The sequence below is a fragment of the Pseudobacteriovorax antillogorgiicola genome (assembly GCF_900177345.1).
Lineage (GTDB): Bacteria > Bdellovibrionota_B > Oligoflexia > Oligoflexales > Oligoflexaceae > Pseudobacteriovorax > Pseudobacteriovorax antillogorgiicola.
Window position 1 is genome coordinate 181,819 of sequence record NZ_FWZT01000001.1, and the last position, 19,138, is coordinate 200,956.

General features: G+C 45.9%; 29 protein-coding genes. 1 reads left to right on the forward strand and 28 read right to left on the reverse strand.

The window, feature by feature from the left end; translation table 11 throughout:
- Positions 1-13: 13 nt before the first annotated feature.
- The 3 genes from nusA to B9N89_RS00915 all read right to left on the reverse strand — a co-directional run bounded on the left by nusA (position 14) and on the right by B9N89_RS00915 (position 4,107).
- Complete coding sequence (nusA, locus tag B9N89_RS00905; RefSeq protein ID WP_143478088.1) at positions 14-1,582, reverse strand: transcription termination factor NusA; 1,569 nt, start codon at positions 1,580-1,582, stop codon at positions 14-16.
- A 58-nt stretch (positions 1,583-1,640) separates the two neighbouring features.
- Complete coding sequence (locus B9N89_RS00910) at positions 1,641-2,099, reverse strand: ribosome maturation factor RimP (protein WP_132314687.1); 459 nt, start codon at positions 2,097-2,099, stop codon at positions 1,641-1,643.
- Positions 2,100-2,304: 205 nt separating this feature from the next.
- Entirely contained in the window at positions 2,305-4,107 is a 1,803-nt protein-coding gene (locus tag B9N89_RS00915) for a serine protease family protein (RefSeq protein WP_132314686.1), read from the reverse strand.
- 399 nt (positions 4,108-4,506) lie between these two features.
- Between B9N89_RS00915 and B9N89_RS00920 the strand changes: the two genes are divergently transcribed.
- Complete coding sequence (locus B9N89_RS00920) at positions 4,507-6,720, forward strand: ArsR family transcriptional regulator (protein ID WP_132314685.1); 2,214 nt, start codon at positions 4,507-4,509, stop codon at positions 6,718-6,720.
- Here B9N89_RS00920 and lptG read toward each other — a convergent pair.
- The 25 genes from lptG to rpsS all read right to left on the reverse strand — a co-directional run bounded on the left by lptG (position 6,698) and on the right by rpsS (position 19,128).
- Positions 6,698-7,786: an LPS export ABC transporter permease LptG gene (gene lptG, locus B9N89_RS00925; RefSeq protein WP_132314684.1), complete on the reverse strand. Its 1,089-nt coding sequence runs from the start codon at positions 7,784-7,786 to the stop codon at positions 6,698-6,700. The two genes, B9N89_RS00920 and lptG, sit on opposite strands and share 23 nt — an antisense overlap.
- Entirely contained in the window at positions 7,783-8,199 is a 417-nt protein-coding gene (locus tag B9N89_RS00930; protein WP_132314683.1) for a hypothetical protein, read from the reverse strand. The genes lptG and B9N89_RS00930 overlap by 4 nt, the downstream gene beginning before the upstream one ends.
- 106 nt (positions 8,200-8,305) lie before the next feature.
- Positions 8,306-8,683 (reverse strand): 50S ribosomal protein L17, encoded by a 378-nt coding sequence (gene rplQ / locus B9N89_RS00935; protein WP_132314682.1) that lies wholly within the window; start codon positions 8,681-8,683, stop codon positions 8,306-8,308.
- 26 nt (positions 8,684-8,709) lie between these two features.
- A complete protein-coding gene (locus B9N89_RS00940; RefSeq protein ID WP_132314681.1) occupies positions 8,710-9,720 on the reverse strand; it encodes a DNA-directed RNA polymerase subunit alpha in 1,011 nt (336 codons plus the stop codon).
- Positions 9,721-9,886: 166 nt separating this feature from the next.
- On the reverse strand, positions 9,887-10,276 hold the full coding sequence (rpsK, locus tag B9N89_RS00945) for a 30S ribosomal protein S11 (RefSeq protein ID WP_132314680.1): 390 nt from the start codon (positions 10,274-10,276) through the stop codon (positions 9,887-9,889).
- Between the two features lie 32 nt (positions 10,277-10,308).
- Complete coding sequence (gene rpsM / locus B9N89_RS00950; protein WP_132314679.1) at positions 10,309-10,680, reverse strand: 30S ribosomal protein S13; 372 nt, start codon at positions 10,678-10,680, stop codon at positions 10,309-10,311.
- A 15-nt stretch (positions 10,681-10,695) separates the two neighbouring features.
- Entirely contained in the window at positions 10,696-10,809 is a 114-nt protein-coding gene (gene rpmJ, locus B9N89_RS00955; RefSeq protein WP_132314678.1) for a 50S ribosomal protein L36, read from the reverse strand.
- 20 nt (positions 10,810-10,829) lie between these two features.
- The gene (gene infA, locus B9N89_RS00960; protein ID WP_132314677.1) at positions 10,830-11,048 is read right to left on the reverse strand and encodes a translation initiation factor IF-1; all 219 of its coding nucleotides are present in this window, start codon (positions 11,046-11,048) and stop codon (positions 10,830-10,832) included.
- Positions 11,049-11,183: 135 nt separating this feature from the next.
- Positions 11,184-11,822, reverse strand: a complete 639-nt coding sequence (locus B9N89_RS00965) for an adenylate kinase (RefSeq protein ID WP_132314676.1) — start codon at positions 11,820-11,822, stop codon at positions 11,184-11,186.
- Positions 11,819-13,141 (reverse strand): preprotein translocase subunit SecY, encoded by a 1,323-nt coding sequence (gene secY / locus B9N89_RS00970; protein WP_327353916.1) that lies wholly within the window; start codon positions 13,139-13,141, stop codon positions 11,819-11,821. Before secY ends, B9N89_RS00965 begins: the two co-directional genes overlap by 4 nt.
- A 2-nt stretch (positions 13,142-13,143) precedes the next feature.
- Positions 13,144-13,587 carry a 50S ribosomal protein L15 gene (rplO, locus tag B9N89_RS00975; protein WP_132314675.1) on the reverse strand — a complete coding sequence of 148 codons (444 nt, stop codon included), beginning with the start codon at positions 13,585-13,587 and terminating at the stop codon, positions 13,144-13,146.
- A 16-nt stretch (positions 13,588-13,603) separates the two neighbouring features.
- Positions 13,604-13,789: a 50S ribosomal protein L30 gene (rpmD, locus tag B9N89_RS00980; RefSeq protein ID WP_132314674.1), complete on the reverse strand. Its 186-nt coding sequence runs from the start codon at positions 13,787-13,789 to the stop codon at positions 13,604-13,606.
- 24 nt (positions 13,790-13,813) lie between these two features.
- Positions 13,814-14,335: a 30S ribosomal protein S5 gene (rpsE, locus tag B9N89_RS00985; RefSeq protein ID WP_132314673.1), complete on the reverse strand. Its 522-nt coding sequence runs from the start codon at positions 14,333-14,335 to the stop codon at positions 13,814-13,816.
- An 18-nt stretch (positions 14,336-14,353) separates the two neighbouring features.
- A complete protein-coding gene (rplR, locus tag B9N89_RS00990) occupies positions 14,354-14,710 on the reverse strand; it encodes a 50S ribosomal protein L18 (RefSeq protein ID WP_132314672.1) in 357 nt (118 codons plus the stop codon).
- A 24-nt stretch (positions 14,711-14,734) separates the two neighbouring features.
- Positions 14,735-15,277, reverse strand: a complete 543-nt coding sequence (gene rplF, locus B9N89_RS00995; RefSeq protein WP_132314671.1) for a 50S ribosomal protein L6 — start codon at positions 15,275-15,277, stop codon at positions 14,735-14,737.
- Positions 15,278-15,292: 15 nt separating this feature from the next.
- Positions 15,293-15,691 carry a 30S ribosomal protein S8 gene (gene rpsH / locus B9N89_RS01000; protein WP_132314670.1) on the reverse strand — a complete coding sequence of 133 codons (399 nt, stop codon included), beginning with the start codon at positions 15,689-15,691 and terminating at the stop codon, positions 15,293-15,295.
- A gap of 29 nt (positions 15,692-15,720) precedes the next feature.
- Positions 15,721-15,906 (reverse strand): type Z 30S ribosomal protein S14, encoded by a 186-nt coding sequence (locus tag B9N89_RS01005; RefSeq protein WP_132314669.1) that lies wholly within the window; start codon positions 15,904-15,906, stop codon positions 15,721-15,723.
- 17 nt (positions 15,907-15,923) lie between these two features.
- Positions 15,924-16,472, reverse strand: coding sequence for a 50S ribosomal protein L5 (gene rplE / locus B9N89_RS01010; protein ID WP_200820643.1), 549 nt, complete (start codon positions 16,470-16,472; stop codon positions 15,924-15,926).
- Between the two features lie 37 nt (positions 16,473-16,509).
- On the reverse strand, positions 16,510-16,881 hold the full coding sequence (rplN, locus tag B9N89_RS01015; protein ID WP_132314667.1) for a 50S ribosomal protein L14: 372 nt from the start codon (positions 16,879-16,881) through the stop codon (positions 16,510-16,512).
- A gap of 17 nt (positions 16,882-16,898) precedes the next feature.
- Positions 16,899-17,171: a 30S ribosomal protein S17 gene (gene rpsQ, locus B9N89_RS01020; RefSeq protein ID WP_132314666.1), complete on the reverse strand. Its 273-nt coding sequence runs from the start codon at positions 17,169-17,171 to the stop codon at positions 16,899-16,901.
- An 11-nt stretch (positions 17,172-17,182) separates the two neighbouring features.
- Positions 17,183-17,398 carry a 50S ribosomal protein L29 gene (gene rpmC / locus B9N89_RS01025; RefSeq protein WP_234996058.1) on the reverse strand — a complete coding sequence of 72 codons (216 nt, stop codon included), beginning with the start codon at positions 17,396-17,398 and terminating at the stop codon, positions 17,183-17,185.
- Positions 17,398-17,820: a 50S ribosomal protein L16 gene (gene rplP, locus B9N89_RS01030; RefSeq protein WP_132314664.1), complete on the reverse strand. Its 423-nt coding sequence runs from the start codon at positions 17,818-17,820 to the stop codon at positions 17,398-17,400. The genes rpmC and rplP overlap by 1 nt, the downstream gene beginning before the upstream one ends.
- Positions 17,821-17,851: 31 nt before the next feature.
- Complete coding sequence (rpsC, locus tag B9N89_RS01035) at positions 17,852-18,490, reverse strand: 30S ribosomal protein S3 (protein ID WP_132314663.1); 639 nt, start codon at positions 18,488-18,490, stop codon at positions 17,852-17,854.
- An 18-nt stretch (positions 18,491-18,508) separates the two neighbouring features.
- Positions 18,509-18,847: a 50S ribosomal protein L22 gene (rplV, locus tag B9N89_RS01040; RefSeq protein WP_132314662.1), complete on the reverse strand. Its 339-nt coding sequence runs from the start codon at positions 18,845-18,847 to the stop codon at positions 18,509-18,511.
- A gap of 11 nt (positions 18,848-18,858) precedes the next feature.
- Positions 18,859-19,128 carry a 30S ribosomal protein S19 gene (gene rpsS / locus B9N89_RS01045; protein WP_132314661.1) on the reverse strand — a complete coding sequence of 90 codons (270 nt, stop codon included), beginning with the start codon at positions 19,126-19,128 and terminating at the stop codon, positions 18,859-18,861.
- Positions 19,129-19,138: the final 10 nt, after the last annotated feature.

Here is a 19,138-nt window from a genome sequence, read left to right on the forward strand (position 1 = left end):
CCCCCAATAAATTCTATTCAGACTGCAAATACCTATCTGCTGCCATTTGGACAGTTCGCGCAACACCAATCGATAGACCAGTTTTCTGCGCCACTTCCTCAGCGGTATCCGCAATGATATCTCCAATTGTCCCGTAACCGCCATCTGCGAGAGCATATGCTGTTGCTTCACCTACGCCCGTTAGTTCTAAGAAGATACTAACTTTTTCATCTTCAACCACCTCTTCTTTGGCAGCTTCGACGACTTCTTCAACTGGGGCAGCGGACGAGTTCTCTAATAGTTCCTTATCAGCACTTACAACATGACCTTCGTCTTGCTGCCGTTCCGCAAGCTCTTTTGCCGCTTCGATAATCGGAAGTGCCTGCTCTTCTTCAACATTTAGCAAACGCAAGAAGGTTCTCGGCGTCATTTCTGACACGGCTGCTGGCGTATTATACCCTTCTTGGACCAAGAGTTCAGCCATCATATCGTTGATACCTTCAATTGAAGCCAAGACATTCTTAGCACCACTGAGTTTCTCTTCAATAGACGATTCACTCTTAATGTCAAGACGCCAACCTGTAAGTTGTGCAGCCAAGCGTACATTTTGACCACGCTTACCGATAGCCAACGACAGCTGATCATCAGCCACAATGACTTCCATGTTCTGGTTGTCTTCATCGACAATCACCTTACTAACCACTGCTGGAGCAAGAGCGTTACACGCAAGTCTCGCTGGATCATGATCGTAAGGCACAATATCAATCTTTTCGCCATTAAGTTCATTCACAACCGCTTGAACCCTAGCACCCTTCATACCGACGCAGGCGCCCACCGGGTCTACCGTCGAGTCCCGAGAGTAAACAGCAATCTTCGAACGATAGCCTGGATCACGAGCAGCACTTTCGATGCTGACAATCTCATCATAAATTTCTGTTACATGCTGGCTGAAAAGCGCAATCAGGAATCCTGGATGCGCACGAGACATGACAACCTGAGGTCCTCGCGAAGACCGCTTCACATCGAGGACATAGGCCTGAATGCGATCTTTGACGCGAAATTTCTCGGTTGGGACTTGTTCTTTATATGGAATCACAGCTTCTGTACGTCCGAGGTCAACGATAATGTCACTTCTCTCGAAACGACGTACATAGCCACTGAGTATTTCACCCTTCCGATCGCTGAACTCTTCAAATATTTGAGCCCTTTCAGCATCTCGGACTTTTTGAACTATAATCTGCTTGGCTGACTGAGCCGCGATGCGACCAAACTTTGTCGTATCGATCTTAACGCCCAGCGCGTCTCCCATTACCGTTTCTGAATCGAGCTTCTGGGCATCATCAAGGGCAATTTCAAGCTGGTCATTGGCCACATCGTCGTTATCAACAACAGTACGGAATTGATAAAGCTCAATTTCATCAGTGTCTTCGTTATAGTGTGCTTCAAGGTCAGATGTTGCACCCAACGACCGGCGAGCGGCATGAACCACAGCCTGCTCGAGAGCGTCGACAATCACAGCCTTGTCAAGGTTCTTGTCTCTACTGACACCTGAAATGACTTTCCTTAATTCTGATTCTAGTTCAGAACTATCCAATAACGTCATTGCTTACCTCATCGGGTATAGATTTAAACCAAATTGAGCCTGTGGCCCGTCAAAAAACTCAACTCCAATCATATACTAAGTTGGCACGATTAAGGAGTTCAATCGGGCACGACCATTCGTTTGAATCGATATTCAAAGTTAGGGAACCGGAGTCGGCAACCTTCTCTAAAATGCCCTTGCCGCGCTTGCGACCATCCACTTGCTCAAGCAGCGTAATGTTTATCAATTGCCCGACCGCTTCTTTGAAGTGATCTACAGTCCGTAATGGCCGTTCAATTCCCGGCGAACTGACCTCAAGGCGGTAAGCACCAGAAACCATGTCGTCGAGGTCATCGAGGTCCTTCAGGATACCATTAGCAGCCAGGCAGTCATCCATGTCAATCCCATTGGGGCCGTCGATAAAAATCCGCAGGGCTCGCTCCACTTGGTCCCATTCGACTTCTAGGCATTCATATCCCAAGGGCTTGATAGCCTGATCTACCAGGGAAACAATTTGGTTACGTTTCTGTCGGTCCATATCTTTTTCCAATAAAAAAGCCCAGCTACATCCCCAACTAGGAGACCGCAAGGCATCACGATAACTTCATGACTTCTTTCGCCGAATACCCTTATAAGGATATCCGACTGCCGGTGAGGCTATCACACGGAAAAGATCCCGTCAACTTGAATTAGAAAGTTCGTAGACTCTCTGCGAGAGGAGCTAAACCCCTCAAGATACAGGATTAGTTATCGGCATACTGAATCAGGCTCACGAGATCCGAGCGATTAATATTCAGGTGGAGCCATCGAACAAACTCCCGTAGAGAGTAGATTCCTGAAAACGGCTCGTAAACCGAGTTTCTCATTCCAACAATTAATCGCCCTTGAGACGCACTGAATGCACTATGAGGACTTTGAATCACCCGAACACCTGCTACAAATAAAGGTTTGAACGAGTAGCTGTCAAACTGAAACCCACCATCGAGCAAGCTGGCATTGACATCCTTCACATTGCCTTCGTGAATCAGAACTGTCACACTATCCTGCTCCTGACGAATGATACCGTGACCGTTAATGATACCATGGCCATTTATAATACCGTGACCATTGACTCGTTGAAATCCATTTTTGGGGCTATCAGTGATCGTTAGGACCTCTTGAAAAAGCCATTGCCCTCTGAGAGGCGCGACCCCTTTCAAACTAGGAGAGCCCAGATTCCCATAGTCACAAGCCTCTGTGTAACTCTCAATTGTCAACAAGCGACTGTTTGGATTGAAATTTAAGAAACAGCCTGCACGGGATTCAATCTTTGTATAGTCGGCCTCAAAGAGGACGCCGATCAACTCATCCTCATCGATCGGCTTTTCAATCGCAATGCCTACCGCTTGACCCATTGAATTGATGATGGGCCCCCCAGACATTCCAGGTTCAGCCAAAGGCCATGGGTCATCGTCATCAGGAACAAGTTTAAACTTTCGAACTCGACCGAAGTTAGACGTATCATCAGTGGGAAACTCTTCATTGTTGAGGTGTGCTCGTTTGCGCGCCAACGCCCCCATTTTTGAGACAGGGTACCCAAGGACCTCGAATGAGCGGCAGGCTCCAACCTGACATTGATCTAAGACTGAGCCTTCAGCCAAGGGAATTCCGAATGTATCCCGACCAAAGGCATCGTAGATTTCTTGAACCTTCTGATCCACAACCCTTAAAACAGATACGTCGGAGCTTATATCCCAAAAAGCAAGTTCGAGAGCCTGGGGAATCACACGCCCTTTAAGCCGAAGATCAAACAACTGAGGTGGCCGACGCTCCTGGTGACCGTGAACTCCCGGCACCCGATCCATAGGAAAGATATGTGCAGCAGAGACAACAAAGATCCCAGCTTCAAGCTTTAGGCCTTGTACCAACTGATGGGTCAGGGCGTGATCATTGCGAGCCACAAACCCCGTACCAATCGACATGTTTCCAGGTAGAATAATTTGAACCACAGCCTCGTGATCGACAGCTGAGAAAGACACGTAGGAATGATTTTTTTCGGTCTTCTCTCTTTCGAATCCAGATTCGAGTTGGAAGCCAGCTTCCGGCAGTATCATCACGTAGTAAAGGTTTGGATGCCTGACAAGGTTGCCTTGGTCCCAGATTGCCACCTGGAAGCTAATCAAACCACTGGGAGTCGAATCTTGAACTGTGAAATCAATAAAGCACTGGTAGCCTTCTGTACCACGGGAGTCAACTCCCACAACAGTCGTGTCACAGTCGATAGTGTGTATAGTCAGGTGCTGCAACTGATTCAGAAACGGTCCCCGAATCTGCAGTTGTAAATTGTATGGGTTTAGCGGTCGGCTGGTATAGAACTCTAACCTGAAGTCCTGATCGTAGCCTTTGCGATGGAATATCGATCTTAGGCCAGGGAAATACACCAGCCGATCTTCTTTCTGCCAAAGAATAGAACTAATCACCTCTAGAGGCTCAGCTCGACCGTACTCGGGAATCAACGTAAGAAAAACCAGGAACAGAGTCCTGATGGCTTTTTTAAACTTCGCCATCATCAATCTCCAGGTCAGCAGATGATGAATCTTAGGAAAGAAAAAGACCAGATTTTTAGAGGCTGTCTGAAAAACCCAATCTCCGCATAATAGCTTGATAAAAATCTTCGCTTAGATGACTAAACTCCGCTTTATTATCTTAGTCAAGCCTAGATCACAGACTTTTCAGACAGTCTCATAGGTCACGTTTGGCCTTGTAATCTTCTATAAACTTCGTGCTATTTCGTTTCCGTTTTAATTCAAACTATTAGAGTTTGTCAAATCCTTCTTATGTCTCATTTAATGTCATAAGTTAATTCCTGTAAACTTCGGATTTTTAGATTCTCCTAAGACAAATGGTATCCTGTTTGCTAATGTAGAAAAGAGCAGTCCCACTTTTAAAATCGAGATGTCAGCGTAATGCAATGGTTTGCTGTGATTAAAAAGGCAAGAAACTGCCATTCCAGACAATCTTGGCAATTATTTGTCGAAGAATTTGGCGAAGATCTATCATCGACCAATGACTCAAAGCCTATTGCTGAAATTTTTAAAATACTAACCGATGATAGCCACTCACTGAAGTACGGGGAGTCCCTGTGGCAATGCCTCCTCTCGGGTTGTATCTCGTCCTGGAATTTGAGTTTGGGCTGTGAAATCGCGAGTTTTGTGGAAAAAATCCCCTCAGCGGCGATCAGACTTAAAATCGCAGAAATCTTTATGGAAAGCGGACTTCCAAGCCAGGCCCGCAAGGTGTCTCAACGAAGCCTTAGGCTAAAATCCATCAATCAGGCCGACATCATTTCGTTTCAATTAGTCACATGCAAAAGCTATGTGGAAGAAGGGCGGCATACTATGGCCCGGCGAATGCTGGAGAAGCTGGAAAGCTCGGTAAGTACAACCAATCTACCCAGCGAAACAAAAGCCGATATGCTGCTTAATATTGCAAGATCGAAGTTTTTCCTTGGCAACTACACCGAAGCAGCCTTCTTGTTTTCTCGCGCCTATAGGATCTATCGATTTCATAAGCGCTGGGAATCTGCAGCTTGCGCCTTATTTAATTCAGCTGCGAGCTATGACAACAGCGGCATGGACTATCGCGAGAAGGCCATGAGTCTTGTCGCAAAATGCCAACAAATGTCTATTAAACATAGTCTTCCAGGCCCCTTGTCTCATTGTTATGCCTTTCATGCCACATACCTTCATCACCGCGGTAGTTTTTCAGAGTCGGTGGATTACTACCGGAAAGCGCTAAGACTGATTCCTTCATCTGAGAATCGTTTTCGCAAGCTTCATATCATTTCCATGCTGACGTTTACCCTTTACAAAGCAGGTAAGTTTAAGTTAGCGGCCAAGTATGGCCGCCAAACCCTCAAGCTAGCTGAAGAAGATGAGTCGGAGCGTTTTAAGATTCGCTACATTACCCTGAAAGCAGAGCTTGATTGGCAAGAAGGGCATGTGATGGAAGCTTATCAACTACTTGCTCAAGCTATTAAACCCCTAGAAGCAAATGGCATTCATACCCTAGAAGAGCTATCCGCATTAAGTCGGTTTAACATTAAATCAGCTCAGCTCAATACTCCTGTCAACTATTCTGTAAAGATAGCCCGGAGTCTAAAAAACAACAATGCTACATGGCTTGAGTATCGTATCTCAAAAGCCTTCCAAATGATCGTGAGAGGCGACATCGATGAATCTTACCATGAAGCTCGGATGAGCCTGCAAGACGCCCTGGAGCACGGTTTCACCTACTACGAAGCGCAAAGCCTATGTGTGCTCTTGCTAGCTAAGGTAAGAAGCACTACCTGGGATGACGAGTTTGATCAATTTTGTCAGTCTCTAGAAGGGTTGGCGACCTCAAATGACTTTAAGGTTTTCTTGACTCAGGTATTACTCGCAAAGGCATCCAGGGCCTATTATGAAGGCGACTTCGAGACCGCAGCCAAGCTTATTTCAGATGCTCTGAGGCTTCCCAGATTATCCATTCAGAAAGACGAAGTCTTAGGAACTTGGCGACAAACCATTTCTGGCAATGCTCCCCGATTCAATCACGGTTGGAAAGCCCAATTCGTCATAGCAACAACAAAAACCTACTTTAAGCCCTCATTTCGTTGCTTGGGTACTGCTAAGTATATTGTTAGCGAAAGATACGTAGTTTCATTAGAAGACACCCCGATATTAAATAAACTCACCCAGTATCTATTGGGTCAAGAAGGATTTTCGGCCTCACCGGAGGAAATCCAAGTGAATGTCTGGCAACAGAAAACAAATCTCCAAGGTTGGCAACAAAAAATACGAAATTCCATAACTCGGCTACGGGCACTCTTTCCCCAAACAATTGCCCCCCTTATTCTCTACGAAGGCAACGCTGTTCGCCTATTTTCTGAGGCCATAGAGATTCAACCAATCGCCGAGAAGGCAAACTACGATCAAAAAATCTTAGAGCTTCTCCAAAAAGGACCACAATCATCCATTCAACTTGCCAACAGCATTCAAGTTTCTCAATCAACCACCAAGCGGATACTGAGAAAGCTCGTGGATGGGAGGCAAGTAACTCAGTCAAAGGTTGGTCGCAAAGTACTGTACTCAAGGCACGCTTTCGACTTCAGAGGCCTTAGGTCTTCCGAGTCCTTATAATGCTCAGCCAAGACAAACCCAGCACTATGAAATTCGCTGACCAAGCACCAAGAATAGGCGGCACCTCTCCCTGCTTGCTCAAAGCTCGCCCCGAGTTAAGGAAAAACCAGTAACTCAAGCCGATACCAAGAGCCAGAAGAATTCCCTTGGCGGTTTCCATGCTACGCTCCGACTTATAGCCGAACTTAAGCCCTATAAGACTCACCACGAATGAAGCGAAATGAAATGCCATTTTTACATGCATATCGACTCGATAGGAGAGAATATCCTGACCCGAGCTACTGCCCTTTGAAATGATATCGTTTAACTCGGAAAGACTCAGCTCGTTCGGAAGTCGACGTTCCCGCTTTAGTTTTTTGGGTTCTGCCGGAATTTCTAAGGATAAAAAGTCTTGCTCCTCTGTATAAGACAAGGTGCCATTGGGCCAAAAATATAGCATCTTTACATGGGAGAGAAGCCAGTCATTGGACTCTGGGCGGTATACTGCTGTTTCAGCCTCTATTGTTTTCTTTGGCCTGAAACTAGTTCCCATCTCAATCACCCTCACCTTATACATGATGCTTGTTAGGGGGTCGAAATCCTTAAAATTGAAGAGCCTGCCGTCCTTGCGAACCCACCTTGCTCCTTCAGCTAGTTGATTTACAGAACCTTTCTCGATCTTTACTTCTTGAATGTCGTGAACTCTTTGAGCAGTCTTCGGTAGAAGCAGCTCTCCTACTATAAATGACCCTAAGACCAAGATCATACCTCCTACAGCAATTGGCGCACCAATGCGAAGTGGCCCCATACCTACCGCCCTCATCGCAGTAATCTCGTTGGTCCTGCTTAGCAAAACCATTGTGATCACCGACGCTAGTAGCGATGCAATTGGCAACGTCTGAATCACTAGGTTGGGTATTTGGTAAAGGTAGAACTCAATCAGATCTTTTGTTTCAGGATCATAGCGAGGAATATAGCGGGTGGTTTTATGGATAAAATCGAACAACAAGAATAAGAAGACACATAGCGCTAAGGCACCGAGAACAAACTTAAAAAAGTCTCGTAAGACGTAAAGAAATAAAGTCATTTAACGTCTTCTTGCGAAATGAGATTCAGCGCTTTTGCTAGGATATAAGGCAAACCCTTCTTTCCCCTCTCCACTGTTCCCAGCACCCTGAGGCGCTCATAGCTTTCTTCTGCCAGCAATCGATTCGCATCTTCTACATGAGTTAGGACCACTAACATACGCCCAGACTCATCTGATATTACTAGATGGGTATCATACTTTCCCAGTGATTCGATCTTACCTTCAATGATAATTTCGCGCCCCAGAAGGTTTCCTGTGTCGAAATGAATCTCTTTAGTTGTTACCAAGCTAGGCTCGGAAAATACAGTGCCCCCGCTCCAGCTAAAGCTGCCATGATCGATGCTTTTCTTTAGCTCTTCAACTTCTGTGCAAGAAGATACAAATAGAACTAATAGTAACGGGAGAATCTTCATTGCCTCAACCTGTCTCTAATTAAAAAAAGGACACATTCAAATTATAATCAAATAAAAAAATCCCGCTAGTAACCTAGCAGGACCTATTGAAATAATTGTAAATTCCTTACTCTGACTTTGCTTTTGGTTCAAAATCAACGAATTCAATTGTCGCTAATTTTGCACCATCGCCAAATCGAACTCCTCTTTTTAGGATACGAAGATAGCCACCAGGACGATCTTTGAATCTAGGAGCCAAGTCTTGGAATACCTTACTAACAGCTGCCTTATCAAAAAGGTAACTGGCCGCTTGTCTTTGATTGTGTAGACCACCCTTTTTACCAAGAGTAACCATCTTTTCTACGACGCTTCGTAGTTCCTTTGCTTTCGGAAGAGTCGTTGTGATGCTTTCATGGGTGATCAATGATGTCGCCATGTTTCTCAACATTGCTCTTCTATGAGCGCTATCTCTTCCAAGTTTTCTATAACCATGCTTATGTCGCATCGTTTTCTAGCCTCACTATCTAATAGTTAATTTGATTCTGATTCTCTCTGTCTGAGCATACTGGGATCAAAACCATCGATCTTCATACCCAATGAAAGACCCATTTCCGCTAATATATCTTTGATCTCATTCAGAGACTTTCTACCGAAGTTTTTAGTCTTTAGCATCTCTGCTTCGCTCTTAGTCACAAGCTCGCCAATGTACTTGATATTGGCGTTTTCAAGACAGTTTGCAGCCCGAACGCTTAACTCAAGAGAATCCACTGTTTTAAACAAGTTCTCGTTGAGTTGTGGCTTATTGTCCATCTCGTCTTCGACCGGCCGTGCTTCAACTTCCTCGGTTTCATCGAAGTTGATGAAGATCGTCAGCTGTTCTTTAAGAATCTTGGCCGCATACGCTAGAGCATCGTCGGGCCTTACCGCGCCGTTCGTCCACACTTCTAAAGTCAACTTGTCGTAGTCAGTCATCTGACCAACACGAGCGTTGGATACGTTATACGCTACGCGTCTTACTGGCGCAAATATAGAATCAGTGACAATGTATTCTGTGGGGATATCTTCAGTACGATTCATGTCCGCCGAAACATACCCACGACCGTGCCGTACGATCATCTCCATGTCAAGAGAACCATCTTCACCCACCGTCGCAATATGCTGCTCTGGGTTAAGTATCTCGACATCACTGCTCGCCTGAATATCACCAGCAGTTAATACTCCTTCGCCCGTAGACTTAAGAGTAATTCTTGCATCTTGCTCGCCTAGATAGCGAATGTTGACCTGCTTCAGATTAAGGATGATGTCGGTAACATCTTCCTTCACACCTTGAATCGTACTAAGCTCATGCTCGACGCCAGCAATCCGAACAGCAACGACTGCTGCACCGTTGATGCTTGATAGCAGTACTCTTCGCAATGAATTGCCAAGAGTTGTACCGTACCCCCGCTCCAGTGGTTTAGCGATAAACTTACCGTATGTATCAGTTAGTGTGGCGATCTCAACATTATTTGGGGTTATTAGATCTTGCCAATTACGATGCATGAATGCTCTCCGTTGGGCTTCGTTAACTTATCCACTGGTCCAGCGCCAGCTGCCACCTATTTATTGTCGAATGATTCGAGTGAGTCCTATTTTACCAATTTATTTGACTTGGTCTATAGAATAACCTTAAAGAGGGCTCAAAGGCACCCCCTTCATGGCTGGGTTCTTACACTCTACGACGTTTAGGCGGCCTACAGCCATTGTGAGGAACCGGAGTGATATCTCGCAACAAGTTAACCTTTAGTCCCGCAGCTGCTAAGGCTCTAACTGCACTTTCGCGACCTGAGCCTGGCCCTTTCACGAGAACTGAGATGGAGCGCATGCCAACGTCCATCGCCTTACGAGCGGCTTCTTCAGCGGCAACCTGAGCTGCGAAAGGAGTACTCTTACGAGATCCCTTAAAGCCCTTGGTTCCTGCTGTACACCAAGAAACAACTTCGCCATTAAGATCTGTGATCGTAACGATGGTGTTGTTAAACGTTGATTGGATGTGCGCCACACCCATTGGTACGTTCTTTTTCGTTTTTCTTTTTTTACCAATAGAACCTTTAGCCATCTGGCACCTTCCTTCAGCTTGCTATGGGCAGATTACTTCTTCTTGTTCGCGATTGTTTTACGTGGTCCCTTACGGGTTCGAGCGTTCGTCTTTGTTCTCTGCCCTCTTACTGGAAGACCGCGTCGGTGACGAAGACCTCTGTAGTTACCTAAATCTACAAGACGCTTGATATTAAGAGACACTTCACGACGCAAGTCACCTTCAACAAGCAGCCCTTCGGTATCGATCACTTTACGGATGGTGTTCACCTCGTCGCCGCTCAGCTCTCCAGCTTTCTTGTTAGCATCGATTCCAGACTTCTCGACGATCAGAACGGATTTTGTTCTTCCGATTCCGTAAATACTTGTAAGAGCTATATCTACTCTCTTGTGAGCGGGCAAATCTACCCCAGCGATACGAGCCATTATATCTCCTAACCTTTAGCCTTGTCTTTGTTTGTGCTTCTTAACTTCGCAGATGACCCTTAGGACGCCTCGTCTACGAATAACCTTACATTTTTCGCAAATCGGTTTAACGCTTGCTCTAACTTTCATTGCTAACTCCGAGTGATAATTTATTTAGAGCGGTATACGATGCGGCCTCTACTTAAATCATAGGGTGAAACTTCCAGTTTGACTTTGTCTCCAGGAAGAATTCGAATGAAGTGCATCCTCATCTTACCGCTGATGTGGGCTAGCACCTCATGCCCGTTCTCCAGTTCCACCTTGAACATTGCATTCGGTAGAGGTTCTTTTACGACACCTTCCACTTCTATAACATCTTCTTTTGCCATATCTTCCGCTCTAACCTGTTTGAAAATTTAGGAAAAGACCCTATCTTTAATCAGAGCTGCGACACTCTACACCGTTAAAAACGGATGGGCAAGCCTTGATTAACAAATTCTATAAGCCACGATTACCGTTGCTATTTATAGGCTCTGGATCGCTTTGGAGATGCGTTCAAACACCTCTTCAGTAGACCCGTTGCCATCGACCCGAACATAAAGGCCTTCGCCCTGATAAAAGTCTAGGACCGGCTTCGTCTCATTTTCGTATACATCGAGCCGAACCCGAACCTTCTCCTCGTTATCATCAGGTCTCTGCTGCAGCTGTCCACCGCAGCGATCGCAAACCCCTTCAACCTTTGGAGGGCTGAAGTTCACATGAAACGAAGCACCACAATTCCCGCACGTCCTTCGGCCACAGAGCCGACTCATGAGAACGTCGCTATCGACATCCAAGTGAAGCGCAGCTTTTACGGGATACTGCTCTTTCAGAGTCTTGAGTGTTTCTGCCTGACTTAGATTCCTGGGGTAGCCATCCAGAAGAATCTTCTCCTCTGTAGTTGCAGCTAGCTCAGCCTTCAAAATATCGAGCAGAACATCGTCGGGAACCAGTTTGCCAGCTGACATTAGCTCGCTTGCTTTCTTCCCAACTTCCGTACCCAACTTGATCTGCCGACGCAATGCGTCGCCAGTTGATATCTTCCGAAACCCCTGCTTCTCTACTAATAGATCTGCTTGGGTTCCCTTACCAGCACCAGGGGCGCCAGTGATAACTACAATCATCGTCTCGCACCCCGTCGTCGTGGACTACCCTGCTTCATAAAAGCTTCATACCGTAAGGACTGACGATGAGCGTCAATTTGCCTAAAGGTTTCGAGTGCCACCCCAACGATAATCAAAAGACTTGTCCCACCGAAGTAGAACTGCACGTTGAAACGATCTGTTATGATCGACGGTACCAGACAGATCGCAGCTAGATAGATAGCCCCTGTCAACGTCAACCGGTTTATGACGCGACCCAAAAAGTCTGCAGTCTTAGCCCCTGGTCGAATACCAGGAATGTAGCCACCGTGCTTCTTAAGGTTCTCAGCTATGTCATCTGGCTTAAATTGAATCGACGTGTAGAAGAACGCGAAGAAGACAATCAAAGCAAGGTAAACGACATTATAAAGCCAACCACCCGGGATAAAAACGGTATTTAGAAAATTAGCAACTGGGCTACCCTCTAAAACTTGGGCTGCTGTAACTGGAATTTGAAGCAAGGAGCTCGCAAAAATTGGTGGAATGACGCCCGCAGTGTTCACTCTGATCGGTAGATGAGAGGTTTGTCCCCCGTAAACTCTTTTTCCGACCTGCCGCTTTGCGTATTGAATCGGAACTTGCCTTGCGCCTTGCTCAATGAAAACAACCCCAGCTGTTATCACAACGACGATAACCAGAAGGATTATGATCTGGAGAGCTTCCATTTCTGCCGTGTTGTACTTGCTATAAGTATTGGTAATTACTGAAGGAAGACCAGCAACGATTCCGGCAAAAATGATTAGTGAAATGCCGTTGCCGACACCTCGTTCCGTGATCTGCTCACCAATCCACATCACCAAAGCAGTACCTGCAGTAAGACTGAGTGCTGTAAACAGCAACCACCCCATTCCTGGGTCCACAACCAGCGAACCACCGCCAAATTCAGCGGTGGATAGCGTTCTTGCGATCATAAAACCCTGAATCACTGCAAGCAAAATTGTCCCGTAGCGGGTGTACTGAGTGATCTTTTTTCGCCCAGCTTCACCTTCTTTCGAAAGTGCCTCTAAATGAGGGACCACAACTGTCAAGAGCTGGGCTATGATGGACGCGGAAATATACGGCATCACTCCCAAGGCGAAAATACTAAACCTCTCGAGGGCTCCACCAGAAAACATGTTGATCATTCCGAAGGCGTTTGCTCCCTGGCTTTGGAAAAACTCCCCAAGCCTCGCTGCATCAACGCCTGGAATCGGCACGTGAACACCGATTCGGTATAAAGCTAAAAAACCAAGAGTAAAAAGTATCTTCTTCTGGAGATGATTCAAGCTCATCTCCTGAAGTGACGACGTCCGCTGTGCCACGATTAGATCTCCTCGACTTTACCGCCTGCCTTCTCAACTGCTGCTTTTGCGGAAGCACTGAACTTCTGAACATTAATTGTCAGTGCTTTTTCTAGAGTTCCGCGTCCGAGTAACTTGACGGGACATCCGGGCTTTCGTAATAGACCAGCTTTATCTAAAACTTCTGGCGTAATGGTAGACCCGGCCTCAAACCTGTTTAGGCTGTCCAAGTTTATGGGATTATACTCAATTCGGAAAGGGTTTTTGAACCCTCTCTTAGGCAGACGTCTGTACAAAGGCATTTGACCACCTTCGAAACCAGGAGCAATTCCGCCACCCTTGCGAGCTTTCTGCCCTTTGTGACCCTTACCAGCAGTCTTTCCTAGACCGCTACCAGGACCACGCCCGATTCGCTTCTTTTTCTTATTAGAGCCTTTAGCGGGCGATAAATTACTTAAATCTTTCATTTAACTTGCCTCTTTCTTATTCAGAAACCAGCTCATACTCAACAAGGTGCCTCACCTTATTGACCATGCCGCGAGTGCAATTGTTATCCTTGTGCGTTCTTTCTTGGCCAATCTTACCAAGACCTAAAGCCTTAACAACCTTACGCAGGGATTCGCTGCTTCCGATGAGGCTTTTTTTCTGGCGAACTACAATCTTTGACATTTCTTTCTCCAGTATTTGAGCGAATTAGTTGCTGTGTCTTACTTGAAGAACGTCTGCAGCCTCTTTCCCTCGTCGTGCAGCGTACTGCTCGATGTTTTCCAATTGACTTAGACCATCGACTACAGCCCGAACTACGTTCTGCTGGTTACGCGTACCGTGAACCTTACAGACAATGTCCTCGATTCCCGCGAGTTCGCAGATAATACGAACGGCGCCACCAGCGATGATTCCCTTACCTTTTTTAGCTGGGTACATAAGAACCCGAGCTGATCCATAACGACCAACAACTTCGAAGGGAATTGAACCACCGTTTTTACGGACTGTGATCAAGCTTTTCTTAGCTTGCTCAGATCCTTTGCGAATCGCATCAGGAACTTCGTTTGCCTTACCTAAACCGAAACCTACTTTGTTCTTGCTGTCTCCAACAACAACTAGGGCGCTAAAACTAAAACGACGACCGCCCTTTACAACTTTAGCGACACGCGCGATGTTTACAACGCGGTCCTGAAAATTATCGTCTCTTTTTTCACGTTGCTCTTTAGCCACGGAAGCCTCCCAATTGAGCTAGAATTGTAAACCGCCTTCACGCGCGCCACTAGCAAATGCTTCGACTCGTCCGTGGAAAGCATATCCGTTCTTATCAAATACGACTTTCTCGATGTTTTTGCTTTTGCAAGCTTCAGCGAGTTGCTTACCAAGTTCAGTACAAAGGTCTTTGTTGGCTCGGGCGTTGCTACCTTTTTTGTAGCTATTTACCGATGCCAAGGTAACACCAGTCTCATCGTTAATAACTTGAGCATAGATGTGCCTTGCTGAGCGGAACAAAGAAAGTCTTGGTCTCTCGCCAGTACCTGAGAGCTTCTTGCGAATTCTCTTTTTTCGCTTAAGTCTCAACAAGTTTTTCTTGTTAGTGTTCGACATTTTATTCTTCCTACAAGCTATCGATTATTTTTTACCCGCAGCCTTACCGACTTTTGTAGCGATATGCTCATTTTCGTAACGAACGCCTTTACCGTGATACGGTTCAGGTGGACGCAGTGCACGAATCTTAGCAGCAGTTTCGCCAACGTCTTCCTTAGAAGCACCAGTCACGATGATGGTCGTTTGCTTATCTACATTCAGATCGATACCTGCAACGGCTTCGAAGAGAATGGGGTGACTGTATCCAAGAGTAAAGTTAAGAGCGTTGCCTTGCTTTGCAGCACGGTAACCAACACCAATCAACTTCAGACGCTTTTCGAAGCCTTTCGAGCAGCCCTCAACCATGTTCGCAAGGAGAGTCCGGCTTAAGCCATGAAATTTCTTGCTTTCGCTATCGTCAACCACAGGAGAAACTGTGATCTCGGAACCTTCTTGTACCAGCTTTACAGCGCTATGTAATGTTCTCTCTAGAGAACCTTTAGGGCCTTTAACCTTGACGTGGTTTCCGTCAATCTTAACTTCCACTCCTGAAGGAATGGCTACAGGCCTCTTTCCGATACGAGACATATGATTAACCTCTAATTAGAATACCGAGCAAATGTACTCGCCACCAACATGATTCTTACGAGCTTCGCGATCAGTCATGATACCTTTCGACGTAGAAAGAATCGCTGTTCCGAAACCATTCTTTACATATGGTAGCTTGTCTGCACCAACAAAGTGACGCCTTGACGGCCGGCTTACTCGGCGAATGTTCTTAATAATGCCTTTTCCGCTTTCGTCGTAAGCAAGTGCAATCTTTAGGATACCTTGCTTACTATCACGGATACACTTGTAGTTTCTTACGAAGCCTTCTTCACGAAGAACGTGAGTGATGGCAATCTTAATCTTACTAGCTGGAACCGAGATAACTTCGTGACCAGCTTTTTGTCCATTTCTGACTCGTGTCAGAAGATCAGCAATAGGATCTGTGATATTCATTAATATGAATCCTTAAACAAAATCGTTTATTACCAGGAAGCCTTGGTCACACCCGCTAGCATTCCATTGGAAGCCAAGTCACGGAAGCAAATACGACACACTCCAAAACGTCTATAAACGGCCTTAGGTCTGCCACATCGATTGCATCGTGTGTAAGCTCTCGTTGAGAACTTTGGCTTTCTTTTAGCTTTTTCAATCAGTGCTTTCTTAGCCATGATATCTCCTCAAGACCTTAGTTTTTACGAAATGGAAAGTTGAACTTGTCCATGAGTGCCTTCGCCTGAATGTCATTTTCAGCCGACGTCACGATGGTTATACCCAATCCACGAATTCGATCAACTTTATCGTAGTCAATCTCGGGGAAGATAATCTGTTCTTTCACACCGAGAGTGTAGTTACCACGTCCGTCAAAAGCTTTTGGAGAGAATCCTCTAAAGTCACGGATACGAGGGATTGACACGTTGATAAGACGATCAAGGAACTCGTACATGCGCTGCTTGCGAAGAGTAACACTACAACCGATAGGCATTCCTTCACGAAGCTTAAAACCAGCGATAGACTTGCGAGCACGGGTCATGACTGGCTTTTGCCCAGTAACAGCTTCAAGATCTCTCATTGCACCTTCAAGAATCTTGATGTTCTGAACAGCATCGCCCTGACCAATATTGACCACGACTTTTTCGATCTTAGGAACTTGGTTGGGGTTCTTCAAGCCAAGCTCTTTAATTAGATCAGCCTTCACACTGCTATAATGCTCTTGAAGCCTGGGGACATATCCCATTTTCATTCACCTTATACTTAATTTAGTTTACCAAGTCTTACAGTACTTCAGGTGCAAGCGATGCAATCCGCATATACCCTTTGTTTCTAACTTCCCTTGCAACTGGGCCAAAGATACGCGTTCCAACTGGATCGCTGTCCTTACCCTTTACGAGTACTGCTGCATTTTCGTCAAAGCGAATCGTCGTTCCGTCTGGTCTTAGAATTTCTTTTTTAGTCCGAACGATAACAGCTTTGTGAACACTACCTTTTTTAACTTTACTGTTGGGAATTGCTTCTTTAACCGAAACAACGATCGTATCGCCAACAGTCGCAAAGCGCTTCTTGCTGCCGCCAAGTACTTTGAAGCACTTGAGGACTTTCGCGCCTGAGTTGTCTCCACTTTGGAGAACTGATTCCATCTGGATCATTACGGTTCCCTCTAATACTAAGCTTTAGCTGTTTCAACGACTTTCAAAAGATCGAATCTCTTGCGTGCGCTGTGTGGCCGTGATGGGATGATGAGAACCGAATCACCGACTTTGCACTGGTTCTTCTCATCGTGAAACATGATTTTTGTTCTGCGCTTCACGTACTTGCCGTAGCGTGTGTGACGAACCATGCGCTCGACCGTACAAACGCCAGCCTTGTCCATCTTGTCGCTAGTAACGACCCCTTGCAGAGGCTTCGACTTTTTTACATTTGCATCTTGTACCGACATACTTTCTTACCTTAACCGTTAGTAGCACGCGCTTTTTCAGTCTGTACTGTCTTGATACGTGCTAGAGTTTTGCGAAGCTTACGAATTGTTCCAACACTGTTACCGGCTGCGGAGTAAATGTCCATCTTGAGCTCGGCCAATTGCTTACGAACATCTTCTTCAGCCGTGCGAAGATCCTTCGCCTCGGCTCCTCTTAACTCTTCTGTTGTAACTTTTAAAACGTCCATTATGACCAAAGATCCTCCGATTTCATCAAAAGCTTCGTGCGTACAGGAAGCTTTGCGGCAGCGAGTTTGAGCGCCTCGGTAGCTACTTCAGGAGCAACGCCGTCCATTTCATATAGAACACGGCCTGGCTTCACGTAAGCAACGTAATGGTCCACTGAACCTTTACCTTTACCCATACGCACTTCAAGTGGCTTCTTAGTAACAGGTCGATCAGGGAAGATCTTGATCCAAACTTTACCACCACGTTTGATGTGGCGAGTCATCGCGATACGAGCTGCTTCAATCTGTCGAGAGGTGATTTTACCGCTTTCAATCGCCTGGATACCATAGTCACCAAACGCAAGGTGTGTCCCGCGCTGTGCCTTACCCTTGATACGACCTTTGTGTTGTTTTCTAAACTTTAGTCGTTTTGGAGTTAACATTTATCCATCCTTTATCCAAAGCTTGAGGATATTAACCCTCAAGTTTTTCACCTTTAAAGATCCAAACTTTGATGCCAATGATTCCGTATGTGGTCAGAGCTTCAGAAGTACCATAGTCGATGTCAGCTCTTAGCGTGTGCAAAGGAACTCGTCCTTCACGGTAACGCTCAGTTCGTGACATGTCAGCACCACCAAGGCGACCTGAACAGCTTACACGGATACCTTTAGCACCGGCTTTGATTGCTGCGCCGATAGACTTTTTCATTGCGCGACGGAAAGAAACCCGGCGTTGCAACTGCTGCTTGATACTTTGAGCTACAAGACTAGCATCAAGATCTGGCTTAGGAACCTCGTATACATTGACACTCGGATCACCAGAATCAATCTTGCAGATCTTCACAAGCTGCTCTTTAAGACTTTCAGCACCAGCACCCTTCTTACCAATGATAATACCGGGGCGGCTGGAGTAGATGTTCACTCTCATATTTGCTGCAGCACGCTCAATCTCTACGCGAGAAACGCCTGCGCTATCGAACTTCTTCTCAATGTACTCACGGATACGCATGTCTTCTTGAAGAAACTTTGCATAATCGTGACGCGCATACCAACGTGAAGCCCACGGTCTACTAATGCCAGTTCTAAAACCAATTGGATTGACTTTCTGTCCCACGAATCTCCCTTTCTCGACTTAGAGCTCAGCGAGCTTCACTGTTATATGTGATGAGCGCTTCCGGATAGGAGTTGCTCGACCCTGTGCCCGAGGTAGGTAGCGCTTAAGAGTCGCACCTTCATCAACGAATACCTCTGACACAACCAAACGATCCACATCAACAGTTGCAGAGCTAGTGGCATTCGCCATAGCAGACTGGATCAATTTGGAAACCAAGGGAGCCGCTTTTCTGTTTGTCAACTTTAGGGTATCCAAAGCGACTGATACGGGCTTACCTCTAACCATATCTACGACAAGTCTTGCTTTGCGAGCAGAGATTCGCGTATTTTTCAATATTGCTTTAAATTGCTGTTCCAAAACGGAGCTCCCTATCTCTTACCTTTTTTATCGGCTGTATGTCCGTAGTATGTACGACTTGGCGAAAACTCACCCAGCTTATGACCAACCATGTTCTCAGTGACGAATACTGGAACAAATTTCTTGCCGTTATGAACCAAGAAGTTTAGGCCAACAAATTCAGGAACAATAGTTGAGCGACGGCTCCAAGTCTTAATAGGCTTCTTATCTTGGGCGGCCTGGTCAGCTTTTTTAAATAAATAGCTGTCTACAAATGGGCCTTTTTTAATAGAACGAGCCACTTAGCATCCT